The following is a 23,283-nucleotide window of genomic DNA, read 5'->3' on the forward strand; positions in this document are numbered from 1 at the left end:
AACTTACGGAGATTCGCATGAAGCCGTCCATTATTCTCTATAAAGCGTTACCTGACGATTTATTGCATCGCCTGGAAGAGCATTTTACTGTGACTCAGGTGCCTAACCTGCGCCCGGAAACGGTCGCACAGCACGCCGACGCTTTTGCCAATGCAGAAGGTCTGCTGGGCTCCAGTGAAGCCGTCAATACCGCTCTGCTGGAGAAAATGCCCAGGCTGCGTGCGACATCCACGATTTCCGTAGGCTATGACAACTTCGACGTCGATGCCCTCAACGCGCGTAAGGTGCTGTTGATGCACACGCCAACCGTGCTGACGGAAACCGTCGCCGATACGGTAATGGCGCTGGTGTTAAGCACCGCTCGCCGGGTAGTGGAAGTTGCCGAACGGGTAAAGGTCGGCGAATGGACCAAAAGTATCGGACCGGACTGGTTTGGTACCGATGTACACCACAAAACGCTGGGGATTGTCGGTATGGGCCGCATTGGGCTGGCGCTGGCACAACGTGCGCATTTCGGCTTTAGCATGCCGATTCTCTATAATGCGCGCCGTCATCATCAGGAAGCAGAAGAGCGCTTCAATGCACGTTACTGCGACCTCGATACGCTGTTGCAGGAGTCTGATTTTGTCTGCCTGATCCTGCCGTTGACCGACGAAACGCATCATCTGTTCAGCACCGAGCAGTTTGCCAAAATGAAGTCTTCCGCCATTTTCATTAACGCCGGACGTGGCCCGGTGGTCGATGAAAAAGCGTTGATTGCTGCCCTGCAAAAAGGCGAAATTCATGCCGCTGGCCTGGATGTATTTGAGCAAGAGCCATTATCGGTAGACTCACCGCTGCTGTCACTGCCCAACGTGGTGGCCGTACCGCACATTGGTTCAGCCACGCACGAAACGCGCTACAACATGGCGGCCTGTGCGGTGGATAACTTAATCGATGCGCTGCAAGGACACGTTGAGAAGAACTGCGTAAACCCGCAGGTCGCATCATAAACAAAAGGCCGGGTAGCGCTTACGCTCACCCGGCCTTTCATGTATTACCGTATCTTAATTACTGAGCGGCATTCACCGCAGCAGTCCAGGCCTGATTAAATGCCTGATGCTGAGCAGCCAACGGGCCAATCAGCGTATTGTACTGACTTGCCTGCTGTGACGTTGGGAACTGGATACCGTTGGCGACAAAGCTCACCTGCGTATCCTGCTGCGCCACAAAATCACCAACCTGCACCAACTGCTGCGTGAAAATTTGCGCGGCAGGGATCAGCGGCTGTAAGGCCTCTGCTGGTGCAGTAACAACTTTGTTGTACACCTGATCAAAGACCGGCTTCAGATCTTCGCCCTGCTTCAGCGCGCCATGCGCAGCATCTGCCTGTAGTTTCGCATTCTGCAACTGTTGCCCTAATACACCTAGCGCACCATTTGCCTGACGCAGCGGCTCACGCTGAGTCACATAATCCTGAGGAACACGAATCGCATTTACGCTATCAACCACCGGGCGCAGACCGGAGTCCATCGCCTGATTAACCTGCTGCGAATAGCCATACAGAATCGCGTAATCGGACACAAACGGGCCAAACTGTTTTTTCTGATCGGCGGTCAGCGTTGGTAAACGCTCTCCGCTACGCATTGCAGTATTCTGCAGAAAATCGATAAACGCTTTGCGTTGATCGCCTTCTTTATCAAAACACCCACTCAGGCCAACTACCATTAAGAGCGCCAAAACAGGCGCAAACCAGCGAGAGCAGGACTTACCTGTCGCCATTTTAATACTCCTTTCACCCAAAAATGCGCACAACGACACCCGCGTGCCTGACGTTGACAAGGATAGTCCAGGTCAGCCCCGCAAGATACCCTTTCCGCGTAATCTTGTGGGGGAAAATAACCGTTCCCGCCACCGTTCGTTTTGCTAAACAATGCTGCATTTACCACTCGGCGTCATATTTTAGTCATCTTTACAATCGGAATCGATCGTTCGGAGATCCTGACCTTTATCAGTTCGTTAGCCAGCAATAGATTGTCACCTGCGATCCGCTGAAACGAATCCATCACGCAAACCTTAAATCCGGCTTCATTTTTTCCGACTACTCTTAATGAGCTTCGAAGAAATTCACGATCCCGCTGTGTGATTTGTAGGAGTTCTCAATGGAATACAAAGATCCTATGTTTGAACTGCTAAGCAGTCTGGAGCAGATTGTTTTTAAAGATGTATCGCAGACGGTCACTCTGCCGCAAAAAACCAACCCTTTCACCGAATTTGAACAGCTACGACGAGGGACAGGTTTAAAAACAGATGATTTTGCCCGAGTGATGGGCGTGACGGTCGCGATGGTTCATGAATGGGAGTCTAAACGCGTAAAGCCTTCCACTACCGAATTGAAGTTAATGCGCCTGATTCAGGCAGACCCTAGGTTAAGTAAGCAACTGATGGATTGAACTATTTTTCAATTTTGCTTAAGAACGGTCCTGTTTCAGGGCCGTTCTCTTACGAAGGTTATCCACAAAAAAGAAAATAGTAGTTGCATCCACATGCGTAAAATGAGTTAATGCCCTCAACGGTTTGACGTACAGACCATTACAGCAGTTAGTAAGGCAAGTCCCTTCAAGAGTTATCGTTGATACCCTTCGTAGTGAGCATTTCCTTTACTGTTAAAAAATCTGTAAAGCACGCCATATCGCCGAAAGGCACACTTATTTTTTAAAAGGTAATACACTATGTCCGGTAAAATGACTGGTATCGTAAAATGGTTCAACGCTGACAAAGGTTTCGGCTTCATCACTCCTGACGATGGCTCTAAAGACGTATTCGTACACTTCTCTGCTATCCAGAACGATGGCTACAAATCTCTGGACGAAGGTCAGAAAGTTTCCTTCACCATCGAAAGCGGCGCTAAAGGCCCGGCAGCTGGCAACGTAACCAGCCTGTAAGCTTAAAAAGCTCAAAATTCTGAATCCCTGCCAAACGGCGGGGATTTTTTTTATCTGTACTTCGCAGTACATCCCACCTAAACGCTTCTTTGCATTACTTTACCCGTCGCCCCTTTGACCTTTCCCTAAGGGCAAGCTTTATAGTGAGCCAGTCTATATTCCACAATTTTCACAAGGAATTGAAGCTATGTCGAAATCCTCACTGCTGCTGATTTTAGGTTTGCTCACCACTGGTACTGCGTTCGCGGCAACGCCGGAAGCTACTTTTCTGGCCGAACACGGGCTTAGCGGGAAATCCGTCGAACAAATCGTAGAGACGATTGATCAGTCACCGCAGAGTCGCCCGCTGCCGTACTCTGCATCCATCACCAGCACCGCGTTGAAGCTCTCTTCGGGCGATCAGGTTTATACCCTGCCGCTCGGTGAAAAATTCTATCTGTCATTTGCCCCGTATGAATGGCAAACACATCCTTGCTTCAACCACAGTCTTTCTGGCTGCCAGGGCGAAATGCCGGAGAAGACATTCAATGTCAAAGTGACGGATAACAAGGGTGATGTGGTGGTACAAAAAGCGATGAAGAGCGGCCGTAATGGCTTTGTCGGGGTATGGCTACCGCGCAATATGGAAGGCACCATCGCAGTGAGCTACAACGGTAAAACGGCGGAGTATCCTACTAAGACGATGGAAGACAGCCAGACCTGTCTGACAAAATTGCAGTTGCGCTAACAACATAAAAAAATGCCGGATAAGGCGAAGCCACCATCCGGCATTTTCTAAGTCAGCGCAGGGCCGTTACTGCAGCAGAGAAATATCAGCCACGCGCAGGAACAGCTCGCGCAGTTTTTCGAGCATAGACAGACGGTTAATACGCAGATCTTTATCTTCTACGTTGACCATCACTTTCTCGAAGAACGCATCAACCGGTTCACGCAGTTCCGCCAACTCAACCAGCGCTTCCTGGTAACGACCGGCAGCGAAGACAGGCTCCAGCTTATCGCGCAGCACAACCACCTGCATCGCCAGCGCAATTTCTTCCGGCTCTTTCAGCGTTGCCGCATTCACGCGGTCATTCAGCGTCTCTTCAGACTTCGCCAGGATGTTCGATACACGCTTGTTCGCGGCAGCCAGCGCGGACGCGGCTTCCAGCGTACGGAAGTGCGAAACCGCCTTCATACGTGCGTCAAAATCAGCCGGACGAGTCGGACGACGTGCCAGTACGGCCTGAATAGTGTCGACGGTATAACCTTCGTCCTGATACCAGGCGCGGAAGCGACCGAGCATAAAGTCGATAACGTCATCCACCACGTTGGCGTTGGTCAGCTTGTCACCATACAGACGAACCGCTTCTTCGGTCAGCGTTTGCAGATCCAGATTCAGGTTCTTCTCAACGATAATACGCAGCACACCCAGCGCAGCACGACGCAGCGCAAACGGGTCTTTGTCGCCTTTCGGATGCTGACCGATACCGAAGATACCCGCCAGGGTGTCCATCTTGTCAGCAATCGCCACGGCACAAGCTACCGGGTTCGACGGCAGGTCATCACCAGCAAAACGCGGCTGATACTGCTCGTTCAGCGCCACAGCTACATCTTCCGCTTCGCCATCGTGACGCGCGTAGTGCATGCCCATCACACCCTGGGTGTCGGTGAACTCGAAGACCATGTTGGTCATCAGGTCACACTTGGACAGCAGGCCAGCACGCGTTGCGTGGTTAACATCAGCGCCAATCTGACCAGCAATCCAGCCCGCCAGCGCCTGGATACGGTCAGTCTTGTCGCGCAGCGTACCCAGTTGCTGTTGGAACAGCACGGTTTGCAGACGCGGCAGATGGTCTTCCAGACGTTTTTTACGGTCGGTATTGAAGAAGAACTCGGCATCCGCCAGGCGCGGACGAACGACTTTCTCGTTACCGGAGATAATCTGGATCGGATCTTTCGATTCGATGTTGGCAACGAAGATAAAGTTCGGCAGCAGTTTGCCGTCGTTCGCGTAAACCGGGAAGTACTTCTGGTCACCTTTCATGGTGTGAACCAGCGCTTCAGACGGAACTGCGAGGAATTTCTCTTCGAATTTCGCGGTCAGCACTACCGGCCATTCCACCAGCGAGGTGACTTCTTCCAGCAGGCTTTCGCTCAGGTCAGCGTTACCGCCAATCTTACGCGCCGCTTCTTCAGCATCGGCTTTGATTTTCGCTTTACGCTCAGCGTAATCCGCAATTACTTTGCCGCGCTCACGCAGGATTTCCGGGTACTGATCGGCAGAATCGATGGTGAATTCCGGCTCGCCCATAAAGCGGTGTCCACGGATCACGCGATCGGACTGAATGCCCAGAATCGTTGCCTGAATCACTTTGTCGCCCAACAGCAGGGTCACGGTGTGAACCGGACGCACGAAGTGGACATCAGACGCGCCCCAGCGCATCAGTTTCGGGATAGGCAGCTTCGCCAGTGACGTGGCGATCATGTTTGGCAGCAGCGTTTCTGCGCTTTCGCCTTTTACATGCGCACGGTACAGCAGCCATTCGCCTTTGTCGGTAGTCAGACGCTCAGCCTGATCAACCGTGATACCGCAGCCACGTGCCCAACCTTCTGCCGCTTTGCTCGGTTTGCCTTCAGCGTCAAACGCCTGAGCAATGGCCGGACCGCGTTTTTCAACTTCGCGATCGGGTTGAGATTCCGCCAGATTCGCGACTTTCAGCGCCAGACGACGCGGCGCGGCGAACCACTCAACGTTGCCGTGCGCGATGCCAGCGTTATCCAGCTCCGCGGTAAAGTTTGCAGCAAAGGACTCAGCCAGGCTGCGCAGTGCTTTTGGTGGCAGCTCTTCAGTGCCGATTTCCACCAGAAAAGTTTTCTCAGACATGGCCGCCTCTTATTTGTCTTTGTTGCACATCGGGAAGCCAAGGGCTTCACGGGAAGCGTAATAAGCTTCTGCCACTGCTTTGGTCAGGGTGCGAATGCGCAGGATATAGCGCTGACGCTCGGTGACGGAGATGGCTTTACGCGCATCCAGCAGGTTGAAGCTATGGGCGGCTTTCAGAATACGTTCATACGCAGGCAGCGGCAGCGGATTTTCCAGCGCCAGCAGCTGCTGCGCTTCCTTCTCGTACTGCTCGAAGCAGGTGAACAGGAAGTCCACGTCGGCGTATTCGAAGTTGTAGGTGGATTGCTCCACTTCGTTCTGATGGAACACGTCGCCGTAAGTGGTTTTACCCAGCGGGCCGTCGCTCCAGACCAGGTCGTAAACGCTGTCTACGCCCTGAATGTACATGGCCAGACGTTCCAGACCGTAAGTAATTTCCCCGGTTACTGGTTTACATTCCAGGCCACCAACCTGCTGGAAGTAGGTGAACTGTGTCACTTCCATGCCGTTCAGCCACACTTCCCAACCCAGACCCCAGGCACCCAGCGTCGGGTTTTCCCAGTTATCTTCCACGAAACGGATATCGTGAATGGTCGGGTCCATACCCAGTTCTTTCAGAGAACCCAGGTACAGCTCCTGAATGTTGTCCGGAGACGGCTTAATCACTACCTGGAACTGATAGTAGTGCTGTAAGCGGTTCGGGTTTTCGCCATAGCGGCCATCGGTCGGACGACGAGAAGGCTGCACATAAGCAGTCGCCATCGGCTCCGGCCCCAGCGCACGCAGGCAGGTCATTGGGTGAGATGTTCCCGCGCCGACTTCCATGTCCAATGGTTGAACGATGGTGCAGCCCTGGCGAGCCCAGTAATCCTGTAAGGTCAGGATCAAGCCCTGGAAGGTCCTGGTATCAAACTTTTGCATATTATTTCGTGCTGGATACGTGTGGATTTAAAGGAAGCGATCAGTATACCCGCTGGCTGCAAGATATACAGTACGAAACGGGAAAAAGGGGGAACTTAGCGCATGGAAAGGTGCAAAAACTGCCCGTCTGCATCAAAAGAACAGACAAAACTCTCTTTACGGAAGGTAGAACCACGCATCTCATAGCTGCCCTGGAATTGTTCCAGTCCAGAGATATCAATTTTCTGCGCGCCAGTGTTGTAGCGTTGCGCCGCCTCATTTTTGCACAATGACTCCATATCCAGCGAACGTGTGGCACTGACCTTAACCTTTTGCGCTTTCTGCGCAGGTGCAGACGATTGTGTGTCAGCGCACGCTACCAGCAAAAGGGCAGCGATCGCGGGAAAGAAATACTTCATCATCATTTTATTACCGCCTGGTTTGCTGGTCAGTCTTATTATTAGTGTCTGGAAACAGATCCTATTTTGAGAATCTCATCAGACCATCTCAAGCTTTAGCGTAAGAACTCGGATTATTCCAGTGAGCTACGTTCGCAAAATATCGGTCAGACTTTTTTTAATGGACACAGAGGAACTGATGCAGCCCAAAATTTTCTGGATTGATAACCTGCGCGGGATAGCCTGTTTAATGGTCGTGATGATCCACACCACAACCTGGTACATCACCAATGCGCAAAGCGTCAGCCCGTTGAATTGGGATCTGGCTAACGTGCTCAATTCAGCCTCTCGCGTCAGCGTTCCGCTGTTCTTTATGATTTCGGGCTATCTGTTCTTTGGTGAGCGTAGCGCCAAACCGCGCCATTTCCTGCGCATCGCACTTTGCATTCTGTTCTACAGCAGCGTGGCGCTGGCCTATATCCTGCTGTTTACCTCAATCAACGCGGAGCTGTCGCTGAAGAACCTGCTGCAAAAGCCGGTGTTCTATCACCTGTGGTTTTTCTTCGCGATCGCCGTCATCTACCTGGTTTCTCCGCTGATACAGGTGAAAAATATCAGCGGCAAGAAGCTACTGGCGCTCATGGTTGTGATTGGGGTGATTGCCAATCCCAACACCGTCTCGCAAAAAATCGGCGGCTTTGAGTGGCTCCCAGTCAACCTGTACATCAGTGGCGATACTTTCTATTACATCCTGTACGGCATGCTGGGCCGGGCGATTGGCATGATGGATACGCAAAAGCGTGCGCTCAGCTGGCTCTGTGCGGCGGTATTTATTACCGCAGTATTTATTATTTCTCGTGGCACATTGCATGAACTGCGCTGGCGAGGCAATTTTGCCGACACCTGGTACCTCTACTGCGGCCCAGCGGTATTTATTTGCGCCGCCTCGCTCCTGACGCTGGTCAAAAATACGCTCAGCACACGTACCCTGCCGCTACTGGGCCTTATTTCTCGCCATTCATTGGGCATTTATGGTTTTCATGCGCTGATCATTCACGCACTACGTACCAACGGAATTGAACTCAAAAACTGGCCACCGCTGGATATGCTGTGGATTTTCAGCGCCACGCTGGCAGGAAGTTTACTGTTGTCTATTCTGTTGCAGCGTATTGATACACGTAGGCTGGTGAGTTAGGTGTCTCCAGGCAGCGCCCGATTACACGAACGCTGCAGTAAAAATTGCCCCATTAAACAGACGAAGAATGCTGCCGGGTATAACCCTATTTCGAAGGGCGCCAACGGGGCATTCCACACCCCCACCAGCAACAGCCCTGCCGTGATGAGCGCCACCATCTGACATACGGAAGCGAAGCGTTCATCGTTTTGATTGAGATTTACTGCGCGCTGATAGGCATACGTTACGAACATCCCCGTCATCAGCGCCCCCAAAAAATACCCCTTGCCGCTCAATAACGGGCATGCGCGCCATAAACCGATACTGTAAGTCAGTATGCCTGAGAGGAATAATATCCATGGCAACAGCCTGGTTGTCTTCATTGGGATCTCCTTATCCATCATGGATACAATATGAATAACCCGCTAAAGACAACACAGAAAAAAGCGACTACACAGGACTTTCAGAATACATCCATACGTGTAACTTATTATTTTTGTGGATATATGTATGCGGCAAATTCCCCTCTGCTAGCCAGAGGGGAAAGTGGTCAGGACATCAGCGGTTGTAATTGCTGATAGATACGACGGAAGGTTTCTCGACGCTGTTGATAACGAGCATGACGCTCCGCGTCAGGATAATGCGCCTGCTCCAGCGTAAGCTGAGGCAGTAACTCTGATAACGACGTTTGCGGATTCATGGCAACTTGCGCCAGGCGCGCCGCGCCGAGTGCAGGGCCAACGTCACCGCCGGTACGGTAATCCAACTGCAATCCGCTGATGTCAGATAGCATCTGACGCCAGTATTCACTGCGTGCCCCACCGCCGATCAGCGTAATGCTGGCGGGCTGAACGCCACAGGCATGTACCACGTCCATACCGTCAGCCAGCGCAAACCCCACACCTTCCAGCACCGCCTGCGCCAGTTCTGCCGGACCATGCTGATGCGTCAGACCGAAAAATACGCCCTTAGCCTGCGGATTGTTATGCGGCGTACGCTCGCCGGACAAATAAGGTAAAAACCAGACCGGCTCCGCGTGTTCATCCGCCTGTTGCGCAGCGTCAATCAACGCAGGAACGCTCGCCAGTCCAGTTAATTTTGCCGCCCAGTCCAGACACGATGCTGCACTTAACATTACAGACATCAGATGCCATCGCTCAGGCAAAGCATGGCAAAAACTGTGAACCGCACTTTCCGGTTTGCTAAGGAAACCATCACTCACCGCAAAATAGACGCCGGATGTCCCCAGCGAAAGCATCGCCTGACCGGCATTCATCATACCTACGCCAACCGCGCCCGCCGCGTTATCACCGCCTCCGGCAACAACCGCAACCTCCTGCATTCCCCAGGCTTTGGCGACGTCTGGCAATAAGGTTCCGGTAATCTCGCTGCCTTCATAGAGCGCAGGCATATGCGCGCGAGTCAGTTTACAGGCAGCCAGCATGACATCGCTCCAGTCACGCTTCGCGACATCCAGCCACATTGTCCCTGCCGCATCAGACATATCGCTGGCAAAATCACCGGTCATGCGCAAACGCAGGTAATCTTTCGGCAGCAGGACTTTATCAATCTGGTTGAAAATCTCCGGCTCGTGGCGTTGCACCCACAGCAGTTTTGGCGCGGTAAAGCCAGGCATCATCAGGTTGCCAGTGATGGCACGAGACTGCGGAACATGATTCTCCAGCATCTCGCACTCTTCAGCACAGCGACCGTCGTTCCATAAGATAGCCGGACGCAATACCTTCTGTTGTTCATCCAGTAGCGTCGCGCCGTGCATCTGCCCGGCAATCCCCAACGCTTTCACCTCGCGGAGTGAATGCTGCTGACCCAGTGCTTTTACCGCGCGATCCGTTGCCAGCCACCACTGCTCAGGGTCTTGTTCTGACCATAACGGGTGCGGGCGCGAGACGGTGAGTTTCTCCGTTTTTGAAGCCACCACATCGCCCTGCTCATTGAGCAGAATGGCCTTTACGCCTGATGTGCCAAGATCTATCCCGATATACATAAGGCATCGTTCCTTAAAGAAAGGCCCGGTAGCGCTAGCTGACCGGGCTTACGGACGTTCTCAGAGACCCGTTATTTGTCGAACAAATAATGGTTTACCAGATTTTCCAGCAATTCCTGATGACCGCTCTGGTGCACTGGCGCCAGGTTGTGTTGTTCAGCGTACTGCGCAATTTCTGTCAGCGTCATCTGGCCTTTCAGAATTTGCTGGCCCAGCTCACCATTCCAACCGGCATAACGTTTAGCCACACGCTGATCCAGGCCACCGTCTTCAATCATACGGGCCGCAATTTTCAGCGACAGCGCCATGGTATCCATCGCGCCAATATGACCATAGAACAGATCGTATTTATCGGTGCTCTGACGACGTACTTTGGCATCAAAGTTCAGGCCGCCGGTAGTGAAGCCGCCCGCTTTCAGGATTTCGTACATCACCAGCGCATTCTCTTCTACGCTGTTCGGGAACTGGTCTGTATCCCAGCCCAGCTGTGCGTCGCCGCGGTTGGCATCGACAGAGCCAAACAGACCCAGCGCGATAGCAGTGGCGATTTCGTGATGGAACGAATGGCCTGCAAGCGTAGCGTGGTTGGCTTCGATATTCAGTTTGATCTCTTTTTCCAGACCGAACTGCTTGAGGAATCCGTACACGGTCGCCGCATCGTAGTCGTACTGGTGCTTGGTCGGTTCCTGCGGTTTCGGCTCGATAAGCAAAGTGCCCTGGAAACCGATTTTGTGTTTGTGTTCCACGACTAATTGCATGAAACGACCAATCTGCTCACGTTCCTGACGCAGATCGGTATTCAGCAGTGTTTCATAACCTTCACGGCCGCCCCACAGAACGTAGTTTTCACCACCTAACTTGTGCGTGGCATCCATGGCCGTAACCACCTGCGTGGCGGCCCAGCTGAACACTTCTGGATCTGGGTTTGTGGCCGCACCCGCACCGTAGCGTGGGTTAGTGAAGCAGTTTGCTGTACCCCACAGCAGCTTCACGCCGCTCTGTTCCTGTTTTGCCGCCAGTACATCAACCATCTGCGCAAAGTTGTTTTTGTACTCTTTCAAAGACGCGCCTTCCGGCGAAACATCCACGTCATGGAAGCAGTAGTAAGGCACGTTCAGCTTGTGGAAAAACTCAAATGCCACATCCGCTTTGCGTTTCGCCAGCGCCAGAGCTTCACCAGGCTGCTGCCATGGACGATCGAAAGCGCCCATACCGAACATATCCGCCCCGTTCCAGCAGAAGGTATGCCAGTAGCAGGCCGCAAAACGCAGATGATCTTCCATGCGCTTGCCCAATACGATTTCGTCAGGGTTGTAATGGCGAAATGCGAGCGGGTTGGTGGATTGAGTGCCTTCGAAACGAACACGATCGAGTTGGTCAAAATAAGCCGGCATAATAAGCTCCATAATCAGGTAATACGGCAAGTAAACTGCGATATGGCTATACTGGAATTTCCTGATTTATTGCTCAATTACGTTATTTCACACCGCCATTAAGAGAATACCCAAACGTGCGCTGGCTCCCAAAAAAACGCGCTAAATAAAGAAATAAAAAAGCGATCGCGATCGAAGGTTAGTCATTAAACAAAAAACCGTAATGCGCAGATAAAAAATGACAATTGTCATCCCGCGACCAGTATGTAAATTTTGCGTAGCCTCAGGCAATCAGGAATTTTGTCACGCTTCATCAAGCAGTCGTACCTGCGGTTTTGCTAGTATCGACAGGCCCACGTTAACCTTTCCAGGACAGGTTCTTATGTTTGATAAACGTCACCGCATCACTCTGCTATTTAATGCCAATAAAGCCTACGACCGCCAGGTGGTAGAAGGTGTGGGTGAATATTTACAGGCATCGCAATCCGAGTGGGATATATTCATTGAGGAAGATTTCCGAGCCCGTATCGATAATATTAAAGACTGGTTAGGCGACGGCGTTATTGCTGATTATGACGATGATGATATTGCGCAATTACTTGCCGATGTTGAAGTTCCCATCATCGGCGTTGGAGGCTCCTACCATCTGGAGCAAGATTATCCACCGGTACATTACATCGCCACCGACAACCACGCGTTGGTAGAAAGCGCTTTCCTGCACCTGAAAGAAAAAGGGATTAACCGCTTTGCGTTCTATGGTCTGCCATCGTCAAGCGGAAAACGCTGGGCCGAGGAACGTGAGTATGCGTTTTGCCAGTTGGTTGCCAAAGAGAAGTACCGCGGCGTTGTCTATCAGGGGCTGGAAACCGCACCGGAAAACTGGCAGCACGCGCAAAATCGTCTGGCGGACTGGCTACAAACACTACCGCCGCAAACCGGTATTATCGCCGTTACCGACGCGCGGGCACGACACGTCCTGCAAGTCTGCGAGCACCTGCATATTCCAGTACCGGAAAAGCTGTGTGTGATTGGTATCGACAACGAAGAACTGACCCGCTATCTGTCGCGGGTGGCGCTGTCATCCGTGGCCCAGGGAGCCAGGCAGATGGGGTATCAGGCCGCTAAGCTCTTACATCGTTTACTGGCAAATGAAGAGCTGCCGCTGCAACGTACACTGGTTCCTCCGGTGCGCGTCATTGAACGCCGCTCAACTGACTACCGTTCATTAACCGATCCGGCGGTGATTCAGGCGATGCACTTTATCCGCAACCATGCCTGTAAAGGTATTAAGGTTGAACAAGTGCTGGATTCAGTGGGGATTTCTCGTTCGAATCTGGAGAAGCGTTTTAAAGAAGAGGTCGGAGAGACTATCCACGCCGTGATTCATGCCGAAAAGCTGGAAAAAGCGCGCAGCCTGTTGATATCTACCACGCTTTCAATCAACGAAATTTCACAGATGTGCGGCTATCCGTCTCTGCAATACTTTTATTCGGTCTTTAAGAAAGAGTATGACACAACGCCCAAAGAGTATCGCGATGTGAACAGCGAAGTGTTGATATGAGGATTATTGCCGGATGCGGCGAAGCCGCCATCCGGCACACAGAATTACATATGCGCGGCGATTAAACGCTGGTTATCCTGATACATTGCGAACAGATAGTTGTTGTAGCTCTGTCCTTTAGTGGAATAACCCTTCAGCTTATGAATCATCGCGGTAGCGGTGACTTCCTGATCGGCTTTACGCAGTTGCGCACGTGACTTACGGAATGAAGAGTAAGCCGGATGCGTGTTCAGGTTGATGACGTAAGCATTCACCGACTCTTTCACCGATTCAAACTGTGAGTAGCCTTTCACCTTACCCGGGGCATTATTACAACGACCTTTGCCACATTTCATGCCAAACAGGTTGTTGTTGCTACGCGCCAGCTTCGACGTACCCCAGCCACTTTCAGCCGCAGCCATGGTTGCCACCATACTGGTCGGGATAATGTCTACGCGCTCAAGCAGCGTATTCCATGGGATTTTACGCGTGTTGCCAGACCAGCTCACCTTGTAGCGCTTCGCGATGTCTTTCATACGCGTACGCTCAGTCGGTGACCAGCGGTTCTGGTACTGTTTTGAAATCAGCCAGTTACGGTCCGCCGTAATGGCAGCATTTTGACTGGTAATATAAGGCATAACCGTCCGGAGAAACGCTTTTTTCCTTGGTGTTCCGGAAGGGTATTTTCGCAAATCAGGAAGTGAACTACTCTTTGCACTATTGCGAGAATACTCTTGTTTACTGCTTACCTGTGTATTACTTGTCTTGATTACCTGGGGCTTGTGACTCGTTGTCGCCGTGTGTGTCTTTGCCAGCACCTCACCCGAAAATGCAACGGTGAGTAACATAAGAATCATTGCCCCATATCGTCGAATGGGAGTCAATATCATTAGGTCTCCTGGTCGGATTTATACATTCCAACACCTTATATTTTTCACAAAAATGAGAGATGAATCTCAAATCATATCAAAAATAGCCGTCAAGAGCACCCAAAGGAATAGTCCAATTCTGAAACCATGTCACGCATTAACGGTTCAGGGTGCTATTAATTCGAAGAAAATGTGGAGGTTATCGCAAAATAAGTTCATTTTTTGCGCGCGATCGCTCACCCTCACTTCTCCTCCTGGCGGAATCGACTCAAAGGAGGAGTTTCCGGCCTGATTTCACTGGCAAACTGGCGAAAATCGCAGCACCAAGGACAGCATTATGAAACTTGCCGCCGTTGCGCTGGCGCTCATGCCCGGCATTGCCATCGCCTCATCATGGACTTCTCAGGGACTCCCCACCTTCGAAGCGGAAGGTACGGGTAAATTCGTCAGCCATGCAGCGTTGACGAAGGGTACGCGTCCTTTAATCCTAAATTTTGACCAACAGTGCTGGCAGCCTGCTGATGCGATAAAACTCAACCAGATGCTGTCGCTAAAACCGTGTGAAGGCGCCCCGCCGCAGTGGCGCTTATTCAAAGACGGCGATTACACACTGGAAGTGGATACCCGCTCCGGAACGCCAACGTTGATGCTCTCGGTAAAAAGCGCCGCAGACCCTGTCACGACCCAGATTCGCCAGTGCCCGAAATGGGATGGTTCGCCGTTAACACTGGATGTGAGCCAGACCTTTCCGGAAGGTGCCGTGGTGCGCGATTTCTACAGCCAGAAAACGGCAACGGTAAAAAATGGGACAATTACCCTACAGCCTGCCGCAGCCAGTAACGGACTGTTGCTGCTGGAACGGGCGGAAACCGATGCCCCGGCCGCTTTCGACTGGCATAACGCTACGGTGTATTTCGTCCTGACAGACCGCTTTGTAAATGGTGACCCGAGCAACGACCACAGCTACGGTCGGCGCAGCGATGGCATGCAGGAAATTGGCACCTTCCACGGGGGCGATTTACGCGGTCTTGCCAGCAAACTCGACTATCTGCAACAACTGGGCGTCAATGCGTTATGGATCAGCGCGCCGTTTGAGCAAATCCACGGCTGGGTCGGCGGTGGCACCAAAGGCGATTTCCCCCATTATGCTTACCACGGCTATTACACTCAGGACTGGACCACGCTCGATGCGAATATGGGTAATGAAGCTGACCTGCGTGCGCTGGTTGACGGCGCGCACCAGCGCGGCATTCGCATCCTGTTTGATGTCGTCATGAATCATACCGGCTACGCCACGCTGGCGGATATGCAGGAGTATCAGTTTGGGGCCCTGTACTTGTCGGGCGATGAACTGAAAAACACGCTCGGTGAACGCTGGACGGACTGGAAGCCAGCCGCCGGGCAAAGCTGGCACAGCTTTAATGATTACATCAACTTCAGCGATAAAGCAGGCTGGGAAAAATGGTGGGGGAAAAACTGGATCCGCACCGATATTGGCGATTACGACAATCCGGGTTTTGACGACCTGACCATGTCGCTGGCTTTCCTGCCCGATCTGAAAACCGAATCCACCACGCCTTCCGGGCTGCCAAACTTTTATCAACACAAACCGGATACGCACGCTAAAGCTATTGCTGGTTATACGCCCCGCGATTATCTGACCCACTGGCTCAGCCAGTGGGTGCGTGATTACGGGATTGACGGGTTTCGGGTCGATACCGCCAAACACGTCGAACTTCCCGCCTGGCAGCAGTTAAAAACACAGGCCAGCGCGGCGCTGGTTGAATGGAAGAAAGCGAACCCGGATAAAGCGCTTGATGACAAACCTTTCTGGATGACCGGCGAGGCCTGGGGTCACGGCGTGATGCAAAGCGACTATTACCGTCACGGCTTTGATGCGATGATCAATTTCGACTATCAGGAGCAGGCGGCAAAGGCAGTCGATTGTCTGGCAAATATGGATGTCACCTGGCAACAAATGGCTGAGAAATTGCAGGATTTCAACATTCTGAGCTATCTTTCCTCGCACGATACGCGTCTGTTCCGCGAAGGTGGAGACAAAGCCGCCGAGCTATTGCTGCTGGCGCCAGGCGCGGTACAACTCTTTTACGGCGACGAGTCGGCCCGGCCCTTTGGACCAACAGGTTCAGACCCATTGCAGGGTACGCGCTCAGAAATGAACTGGCAGGATGTGGCCGGAAAATCTGCCGCTATCGTCGCTCACTGGCAGCGCATCAGTCAGTTCCGGGCCAGACATCCCGCCATCGGCGCCGGTAAACAGACCACGCTGACATTGAAGCAGGGATACGGATTTATCCGCGAGCATGGCGACGATAAGGTGATGGTGGTGTGGGCCGGTCAGCCCTGATCCCAACAGGCTTCCCGCTGTGCATACAGCGGGAAGCCCAACACAAAATAAAAAACCAGCCGGGCAAACATCTGCAGCACAAAACATCAATCCAGCCCACTCCCCCTGATTTGCACCCTGCCATAGGTAGCGCTATGGTTAGCCACTTTACTACTCAGTTCGACAGACCCCCTGCTATGACATTCTCACTTTTTGGCGACAAATTTACCCGCCATTCAGGCATCACCCGCCTGATGGAGGACCTCAACGACGGTTTACGCACCCCAGGCGCCATCATGCTCGGCGGTGGTAATCCGGCGCAAATTCCAGAGATGCAAAATTACTTCCAGTCTCTGCTGGCAGATATGCTGGAAAACGGCAAAGCCACTGATGCGCTTTGCAATTATGACGGTCCGCAAGGGAAAACCGAGCTACTGTCTGAACTGGCGAAACTGCTACGTGAGAAACAGGGTTGGGATATCGAGCCACAAAATATTGCACTGACAAATGGCAGTCAGAGCGCGTTTTTCTACTTATTCAATTTGTTCGCCGGACGCCGCGCTGACGGAACAACGCAAAAAGTGTTATTCCCGTTAGCCCCGGAATACATTGGCTATGCCGATTCCGGGCTGGAAGAAGATCTCTTCGTCTCAGCACGTCCGAACATTGAGCTGCTACCGGAAGGCCAGTTTAAGTATCACGTTGATTTTGAACACCTGCACATCGGTGAAGAAACGGGCATGATCTGCGTGTCGCGCCCCACTAACCCGACAGGCAACGTGATCACCGACGACGAGCTGATGAAGCTGGACCGGCTGGCCAACCAGCATGGGATCCCACTGGTGATTGATAACGCCTATGGCGTACCATTCCCTGGCATTATCTTTAGCGAAGCACGCCCACTGTGGAACCCCAACATTGTGTTGTGCATGAGCCTTTCCAAGCTGGGTCTGCCAGGCTCCCGCTGCGGTATCATTATCGCGAATGAAAAAATCATCACTGCGATTACCAATATGAACGGCATCATCAGCCTTGCACCTGGCGGGATGGGACCGGCGATGATGTGCGAGATGATTAAACGTAACGATCTGCTGCGCCTGTCCGAAACGGTTATCAAGCCGTTTTACTATCAGCGCGTTCAGGAGACGATTGCGATTATTCGCCGCTACTTGTCTGAAGATCGCTGCCTTATCCATAAACCTGAAGGCGCGATTTTCCTGTGGCTATGGTTCAAAGATTTACCGATCACCACCGAACTGTTGTATCAGCGTCTGAAAGCACGCGGCGTACTGATGGTTCCTGGTGACTACTTCTTCCCGGGGCTGGATAAACCCTGGCCGCATACCCATCAGTGCATGCGGATGAACTACGTGCCAGAGCCGGAGAAAATCGAAGCTGGCGTGAAGATTCTGGCTGAAGAGATCGAACGCGCCTGGCTGGAAGGCTAACGCAAACCCGACCCAAGTGCGGGTCGGGCTCACTTCACAGCGGCTGTGAACGCAGGCGCTGGCGCTGAATACTGACGGCATCAACACACTGCAACGCGCTGGTCGGGCAGGCTTCGACACACGCTGGTCCCGCCTCGCGATGCCAGCACAAATCGCATTTTATCGCCTGCACCCGCGACGAACGGGCGACGACATTCATTGCCCCAAACGGGCAGGCCAGCATACAGCTTTTACAACCAATACAACGTGCCTGTTCAACGAAGATATGCCCATGTTCACGACGAATGGCGTGAGTTGGACAAACATTCGCACAGGGAGCGTCTTCGCATTGATGGCAGGCGACCGCCGTGGTAAAGGCGTCGTCTTTGATGACCCGAATCCGCGGTATAAACGCAGAAGAAGAGACCGAAGCACAGTCCTGGTTTTGCTGATGCGCGACGACGCAGGCAACTTCGCAGGTACGACACCCAATACATTTTGCCGCATCCGCCATAATAAACGCGTTCATTGCCCCCTCCCTCTGCGTGAAAACCACAGAGTGCCAGAGAGACCGCCCCTGGCGCTTTGATCGGACAGGGGAAACGGTTAAATTTTGTCAGGTGACTGAATAACCTTAATCGCGAACGGTAAAACCCAGCTCATTTGAAATCGCCTGCGCGGTTTCCCGTAGCGGCTTGAGTAGATTTTTTTCCCCTATCTGCTTAAGTCGCGAGGTAGAGAGTGAAATTGACACCGCGTACGGCACCCGACCATGAATATCAAACACCGGCACGGCAATACAGGAAACGCCCAATTCGTTCTCTTCCCAATCCATCGCCATACTGCTTTCGCGGATCTGCGCCAATTCGTCGTACATCGCCGGTAAACCGGTAATGGTATTGCGGGTCAGCGGCTGAATAAGATCCTGATGGCTCTCCCAGTAAGATTTCACATAATCCGCATGCCCAAACGCCATGTAAATTTTACCCATCGCGGAGCAATACAGTGGCATATGTTGACCGATATAAGCGCGAGTACGCAGCATGCCCGTCGTCGGTTCCAGCTTATAAATCAGAATCGCGTGGTCATCTTCACGGCTGGAGAAGTTGATTGTTTCACCAGTAGCAATATTCAACGCTTCGAGGTGCGGCGCGGCAACATGGATGATATTCAGTGACGACAGTGCCTTCTGCCCAACGGCGATAAATTTGGTGGTCAGCCTATAGCTACCCGCAGCAGGTGCAGGCGTGACATATCCGCAGGACTGCAGCCCTTGCAGGAGTCGATGCACAGTACTTTTGTTCAGCCCGGCCAGTTCAGACAGATGGGCCAATGGGCACCCATTCGGATAGTTACTCAGAATCTCAATCAACATCAAACCACGGAACAGGCTCTGGCTTCCGGCTGGCCTCTCTTTGTCTTGCGTCATTTCACTCTCTTTTGTGCCCATCGCTTCCGCTCCCCTTTTCGTCGCGCTCTGATGGTAGCGCAAAGTGTGTTTCAGTTCACGATCTGAACCGAAAAAACACAACTATTTGATTTTGATGATTTTAAAAAATAGACCACCCCGTTGATCTGTCAAAATTTGATCGCTATATTTGAAATCAGATTTCGCATAGTGAAATTTAGAGATAAAAAAGCGATCAAATTTAAACAAGGAAACAGGAATGAAAGTCACTTTTGAGCAGTTGAAAGATGCGTTCAATCGGGTACTGCTGGCACGCGGTATTGCCGTTGAAACCGCCGATGCCTGTGCCGAAATGTTTGCGCGCACTACAGAGTCCGGCGTTTATTCGCACGGTGTGAATCGTTTTCCTCGTTTTATTCAGCAATTGGATAACGGCGACATCATTCCTGAGGCCAAACCGCAACGCATTACCAGCCTGGGGGCGATTGAACAATGGGATGCTCAGCGTTCGATCGGCAATCTGACGGCGAAAAAGATGATGGACAGAGCCATTGAGCTGGCCTCCGATCACGGTATTGGCCTGGTCGCACTGCGTAACGCCAACCACTGGATGCGCGGTGGCAGCTATGGCTGGCAGGCGGCGGAGAAAGGTTACATCGGTATCTGCTGGACTAACTCGATTGCCGTCATGCCACCGTGGGGTTCGAAAGAGTGCCGCATTGGCACTAACCCGCTGATCGTCGCGATCCCCTCATCGCCAATCACCATGGTTGATATGTCGATGTCGATGTTCTCCTACGGCATGCTGGAAGTGAATCGCCTGGCCGGTCGCGAACTGCCGGTAGACGGTGGCTTTGATGATGAAGGCAATCTCACCAAAGAGCCGGGCGTTATCGAAAAAAACCGCCGCATATTACCAATGGGTTACTGGAAAGGTTCAGGTCTGTCGATTGTGCTGGATATGATTGCCACCCTGCTTTCTGATGGCTCTTCCGTTGCGGAAGTCACCCAGGATAACAGCGATGAATATGGCGTTTCACAGATATTTATCGCCATTGAAGTGGATAAGCTGATCGATGGCGCCACCCGTGATGCCAAGCTACAGCGGATTATGGATTTCATCACCACCGCCGAACGCGCAGATGAAAACACGCCTGTCCGTCTGCCGGGCCACGAGTTTACAAAGCTACTGGAAGAAAATCGCCGGAACGGTATCACCGTTGACGACAGCGTCTGGGCAAAAATTCAGGCCCTGTAAGGAGCAACACCATGATCTTCGGACATATTGCTCAACCTAACCCATGCCATTTGCCTGCTGCGATTGAAAGGGCGCTCGACTTTCTGCGCACCACAGATTTTCGCAAACTGGAGCCGGGCGTGGTGGAGATCGACGGTAAAAATATCTTCGCGCAAATTATTGATTTAACCACGCGTGACGTTGCCGAAAATCGTCCTGAGGTGCATCGCCGCTATCTGGATATTCAGTTTCTGGCCTGGGGTGAAGAGAAAATCGGGATCGCCATTGATACCGGGAATAACCAAATCAGTGAATCGCTATTAGAACAGCGCGATATTATTTTTTATCACGCCAGCGAACATGAATCTTTTATTGAAATGATTCCGGGAAGTTACGCCATATTTTTCCCGCAGGATGTTCATCGTCCAGCATGTCATAAAACTGTCGCCACACCGATCCGCAAAATAGTCGTGAAGGTTGCTATTTCAGTTTTATAAAAGGAGCACAAAAAATGAAAGCTAACACTACCGGTTATATTATCGGTGCGTACCCCTGTGCACCCTCATTTCACCAAAAGAGTGAAGAGGAAGAGAAGGAATTCTGGCGACAACTCTCCGATACCCCGGATATTCGCGGACTGGAGCAGCCCTGTCTTGAACATCTGCACCCGTTAGGCGACGAATGGTTATTACGCCATACGCCGGGCGACTGGCAAATCGTGGTCACGGCCATTATGGAAACCATGCGCCGTCGCGGTATTAATGGTGGTTTCGGGCTGGCCTCCAGCGATGAAGAACAGCGTAAAGCCTGCGTGGCGTATTACCGTCATCTGCAGCAGAAAATCAACCATATCAATGCGGCCAACGGCGGAAAAGTGATTGCACTGGAGTTGCATGCTGCCCCGCTGGCGGGCAACCCGAACGTCGCTCAGGCCACCGACGCGTTTGCTCGTTCGCTGAAAGAAATTACCCGCTGGGACTGGTCCTGCGATCTGGTGTTGGAACATTGCGATGCCATGACAGGCCCCGCGCCACGCAAAGGATTTTTACCGTTAGACAACGTGCTGGACGCGATAGCCGGATATGACATCAGCGTGTGCATTAACTGGGCGCGCTCGGCCATTGAAGGGCGGAGCCTCACCCTACCGCTGACCCACACGCAGCAGACCAAACGGGCTGGAAAACTGGGCGCACTGATGTTTTCCGGTACCACGCTTGCGGGGGAATACGGCGAGTGGCAGGACTTACACGCACCGTTTGCCCCTTTCTGTCCAGAAGGTCTAATGACCACAGAGCATACCCACGAATTATTCGCCTGCGCAGGAGCAGACCCATTGCAATTTTCTGGCATTAAATTGCTGGAAATAAATGCCAGTGCAGATGTGAACCATCGTGTAGCGATATTGCGCGACGGTATCGCCGCATTAAATAAAGCAAAACTATAAAAATAAAATACTACTCTACGAGAATATTAATATGAACATGACCTCTCGCCCTACACTTCAAGACATACCCCGTCAGCGCTGGCTACGGATTATTCCACCTATTCTTATCGCCTGTATTATTTCTTATATGGACCGCGTCAATATCGCATTCGCGATGCCCGGCGGAATGGATGAAGAATTAGGTATTTCCGCCACCATGGCCGGTCTGGCCGGTGGTATTTTCTTTATCGGTTATCTGTTTTTACAGGTTCCCGGCGGAAAAATTGCCGTACACGGCAGCGGCAAGAAATTTATCGGCTGGTCGCTGGTTGCCTGGGCGGTTATTTCCGTTCTGACGGGATTAATCACGAATCAGTATCAACTGCTGGTTTTGCGTTTCTTACTCGGTGTTGCTGAAGGCGGCATGCTGCCGGTCGTGCTGACGATGATCAGCAACTGGTTCCCCGACGCCGAGCGCGGTCGCGCCAATGCGATTGTGATTATGTTTGTGCCGATTGCCGGGATCATTACCGCCCCGCTCTCGGGCTGGATCATCACCGTACTCGACTGGCGTTGGCTGTTTATCATTGAAGGTTTACTGTCTGTCGTCGTCCTGGTGCTGTGGGCCTATACCGTTTACGACCGTCCGCAGGAAGCACGCTGGATCTCTGAGGCGGAGAAAAATTACCTGGTAGAAACCCTGGCCGCCGAGCAAAAAGCTATTGCCGGAACAGAGGTCAAAAACGCCTCTCTGGGTGCAGTGCTTTCCGATAAAACCATGTGGCAGCTAATCGCGCTGAACTTCTTCTATCAGACCGGGATTTACGGTTACACCCTGTGGCTGCCGACCATCCTCAAAGAGTTGACTCACAGCAGCATGGGACAGGTCGGCATGCTCGCCATTCTGCCATACGTCGGCGCAATTGCCGGGATGTTCCTGTTCTCTTCACTCTCTGACCGCACCGGTAAACGCAAGTTGTTCGTCTGCCTGCCGCTGATTGGCTTCGCCTTGTGCATGTTCCTGTCTGTGGCGCTGAAAAATAACGTCTGGCTGGCTTATGCCGCGCTGGTCGGCTGCGGATTCTTCCTGCAATCGGCTGCGGGCGTGTTCTGGACTATTCCAGCACGTTTGTTCAGTGCGGAAATGGCCGGTGGCGCACGTGGGGTCATCAACGCTCTCGGCAACCTCGGTGGTTTCTGCGGCCCTTACGCAGTCGGCGTTCTCATCACCCTGTACAGCAAAGATGCGGGCGTTTATTGCCTGGCAATTTCACTGGCTCTGGCCGCGCTGATGGCCCTGTTGCTGCCAGCGAAATGCGATGCAGGTGCCGCGCCGCTAAAGACGCTGAATCCACATAAACGTACAGCTTAAAACAATGCCCGGTGGCGCTTCGC

Annotated in this window: 22 protein-coding genes; 12 read left to right on the top strand and 10 right to left on the bottom strand. The window is 52.3% G+C overall.

Annotated elements, in window-relative coordinates; translation table 11 throughout:
- Positions 1-17: 17 nt before the first annotated feature.
- Positions 18-992, top strand: coding sequence for a glyoxylate/hydroxypyruvate reductase GhrB (gene ghrB / locus OGX90_RS17195; RefSeq protein ID WP_003827388.1), 975 nt, complete (start codon positions 18-20; stop codon positions 990-992).
- 58 nt (positions 993-1,050) lie between these two features.
- On the opposite strand, the gene OGX90_RS17200 is transcribed toward ghrB, so the two are convergent.
- Positions 1,051-1,761 (bottom strand): DUF3053 domain-containing protein, encoded by a 711-nt coding sequence (locus OGX90_RS17200; RefSeq protein WP_003827386.1) that lies wholly within the window; start codon positions 1,759-1,761, stop codon positions 1,051-1,053.
- 380 nt (positions 1,762-2,141) lie between these two features.
- Here OGX90_RS17200 and OGX90_RS17205 point away from each other — a divergent pair, with 380 nt between their 5' ends.
- The 3 genes from OGX90_RS17205 (at position 2,142) to cueP (ending at position 3,651) form a co-directional block, all read left to right on the top strand.
- Positions 2,142-2,432: an HTH-type transcriptional regulator gene (locus tag OGX90_RS17205; RefSeq protein WP_003827383.1), complete on the top strand. Its 291-nt coding sequence runs from the start codon at positions 2,142-2,144 to the stop codon at positions 2,430-2,432.
- Positions 2,433-2,711: 279 nt separating this feature from the next.
- The gene (gene cspE, locus OGX90_RS17210) at positions 2,712-2,924 is read left to right on the top strand and encodes a transcription antiterminator/RNA stability regulator CspE (RefSeq protein ID WP_000014594.1); all 213 of its coding nucleotides are present in this window, start codon (positions 2,712-2,714) and stop codon (positions 2,922-2,924) included.
- A 187-nt stretch (positions 2,925-3,111) separates the two neighbouring features.
- Positions 3,112-3,651 (top strand): copper-binding periplasmic metallochaperone CueP, encoded by a 540-nt coding sequence (gene cueP / locus OGX90_RS17215; protein WP_286624360.1) that lies wholly within the window; start codon positions 3,112-3,114, stop codon positions 3,649-3,651.
- A gap of 66 nt (positions 3,652-3,717) precedes the next feature.
- Here cueP and glyS read toward each other — a convergent pair whose 3' ends face one another.
- The 3 genes from glyS to OGX90_RS17230 form a co-directional block, all read right to left on the bottom strand.
- Positions 3,718-5,787: a glycine--tRNA ligase subunit beta gene (glyS, locus tag OGX90_RS17220; RefSeq protein WP_286624362.1), complete on the bottom strand. Its 2,070-nt coding sequence runs from the start codon at positions 5,785-5,787 to the stop codon at positions 3,718-3,720.
- 9 nt (positions 5,788-5,796) lie between these two features.
- On the bottom strand, positions 5,797-6,708 hold the full coding sequence (gene glyQ / locus OGX90_RS17225; protein ID WP_001168551.1) for a glycine--tRNA ligase subunit alpha: 912 nt from the start codon (positions 6,706-6,708) through the stop codon (positions 5,797-5,799).
- A 95-nt stretch (positions 6,709-6,803) separates the two neighbouring features.
- On the bottom strand, positions 6,804-7,112 hold the full coding sequence (locus OGX90_RS17230; protein ID WP_020996059.1) for a YsaB family lipoprotein: 309 nt from the start codon (positions 7,110-7,112) through the stop codon (positions 6,804-6,806).
- 172 nt (positions 7,113-7,284) lie between these two features.
- Between OGX90_RS17230 and OGX90_RS17235 the strand changes: the two genes are divergently transcribed.
- Positions 7,285-8,280 carry an acyltransferase gene (locus tag OGX90_RS17235; protein ID WP_286624364.1) on the top strand — a complete coding sequence of 332 codons (996 nt, stop codon included), beginning with the start codon at positions 7,285-7,287 and terminating at the stop codon, positions 8,278-8,280.
- On the opposite strand, the gene yiaB is transcribed toward OGX90_RS17235, so the two are convergent.
- From yiaB to xylA, 3 genes are all read right to left on the bottom strand, one after another.
- On the bottom strand, positions 8,277-8,642 hold the full coding sequence (yiaB, locus tag OGX90_RS17240) for an inner membrane protein YiaB (protein ID WP_079934333.1): 366 nt from the start codon (positions 8,640-8,642) through the stop codon (positions 8,277-8,279). The two genes, OGX90_RS17235 and yiaB, sit on opposite strands and share 4 nt — an antisense overlap.
- A gap of 167 nt (positions 8,643-8,809) precedes the next feature.
- On the bottom strand, positions 8,810-10,264 hold the full coding sequence (gene xylB, locus OGX90_RS17245; RefSeq protein ID WP_198803051.1) for a xylulokinase: 1,455 nt from the start codon (positions 10,262-10,264) through the stop codon (positions 8,810-8,812).
- 71 nt (positions 10,265-10,335) lie between these two features.
- Complete coding sequence (xylA, locus tag OGX90_RS17250) at positions 10,336-11,658, bottom strand: xylose isomerase (protein WP_048236992.1); 1,323 nt, start codon at positions 11,656-11,658, stop codon at positions 10,336-10,338.
- 361 nt (positions 11,659-12,019) lie between these two features.
- On the opposite strand from xylA, the gene xylR reads away from it, so the two are divergent.
- Entirely contained in the window at positions 12,020-13,198 is a 1,179-nt protein-coding gene (gene xylR / locus OGX90_RS17255) for a D-xylose utilization transcriptional activator XylR (RefSeq protein WP_286589048.1), read from the top strand.
- A gap of 44 nt (positions 13,199-13,242) precedes the next feature.
- On the opposite strand, the gene OGX90_RS17260 is transcribed toward xylR, so the two are convergent.
- Positions 13,243-14,067: a protein bax gene (locus OGX90_RS17260; protein ID WP_008786441.1), complete on the bottom strand. Its 825-nt coding sequence runs from the start codon at positions 14,065-14,067 to the stop codon at positions 13,243-13,245.
- A 316-nt stretch (positions 14,068-14,383) separates the two neighbouring features.
- On the opposite strand from OGX90_RS17260, the gene malS reads away from it, so the two are divergent.
- Entirely contained in the window at positions 14,384-16,414 is a 2,031-nt protein-coding gene (gene malS, locus OGX90_RS17265; RefSeq protein WP_286624367.1) for an alpha-amylase, read from the top strand.
- A 176-nt stretch (positions 16,415-16,590) separates the two neighbouring features.
- Positions 16,591-17,841, top strand: a complete 1,251-nt coding sequence (gene avtA, locus OGX90_RS17270) for a valine--pyruvate transaminase (protein ID WP_048236994.1) — start codon at positions 16,591-16,593, stop codon at positions 17,839-17,841.
- Positions 17,842-17,875: 34 nt separating this feature from the next.
- On the opposite strand, the gene OGX90_RS17275 is transcribed toward avtA, so the two are convergent.
- Together OGX90_RS17275 and yiaJ are read right to left on the bottom strand one after the other, a co-directional pair.
- The gene (locus OGX90_RS17275; RefSeq protein WP_008786443.1) at positions 17,876-18,349 is read right to left on the bottom strand and encodes a 4Fe-4S dicluster domain-containing protein; all 474 of its coding nucleotides are present in this window, start codon (positions 18,347-18,349) and stop codon (positions 17,876-17,878) included.
- 105 nt (positions 18,350-18,454) lie between these two features.
- A complete protein-coding gene (gene yiaJ / locus OGX90_RS17280; protein ID WP_286624369.1) occupies positions 18,455-19,270 on the bottom strand; it encodes an IclR family transcriptional regulator YiaJ in 816 nt (271 codons plus the stop codon).
- Positions 19,271-19,487: 217 nt separating this feature from the next.
- Here yiaJ and yiaK point away from each other — a divergent pair, with 217 nt between their 5' ends.
- The 4 genes from yiaK to OGX90_RS17300 are packed head-to-tail and all read left to right on the top strand — an operon-like array spanning position 19,488 to position 23,260.
- Positions 19,488-20,486 carry a 3-dehydro-L-gulonate 2-dehydrogenase gene (yiaK, locus tag OGX90_RS17285; RefSeq protein WP_003827358.1) on the top strand — a complete coding sequence of 333 codons (999 nt, stop codon included), beginning with the start codon at positions 19,488-19,490 and terminating at the stop codon, positions 20,484-20,486.
- Positions 20,487-20,497: 11 nt separating this feature from the next.
- A complete protein-coding gene (locus tag OGX90_RS17290; protein WP_103014694.1) occupies positions 20,498-20,962 on the top strand; it encodes a YhcH/YjgK/YiaL family protein in 465 nt (154 codons plus the stop codon).
- A gap of 14 nt (positions 20,963-20,976) precedes the next feature.
- Entirely contained in the window at positions 20,977-21,909 is a 933-nt protein-coding gene (locus OGX90_RS17295; protein WP_286624371.1) for a DUF4862 family protein, read from the top strand.
- Positions 21,910-21,940: 31 nt separating this feature from the next.
- Positions 21,941-23,260, top strand: coding sequence for an MFS transporter (locus OGX90_RS17300; RefSeq protein WP_128611254.1), 1,320 nt, complete (start codon positions 21,941-21,943; stop codon positions 23,258-23,260).
- The last annotated feature ends 23 nt before the right edge of the window (positions 23,261-23,283 follow it).

The organism is Citrobacter sp. Cpo012, from assembly GCF_030333015.1.
GTDB classification, from domain to species: domain Bacteria; phylum Pseudomonadota; class Gammaproteobacteria; order Enterobacterales; family Enterobacteriaceae; genus Citrobacter; species Citrobacter portucalensis.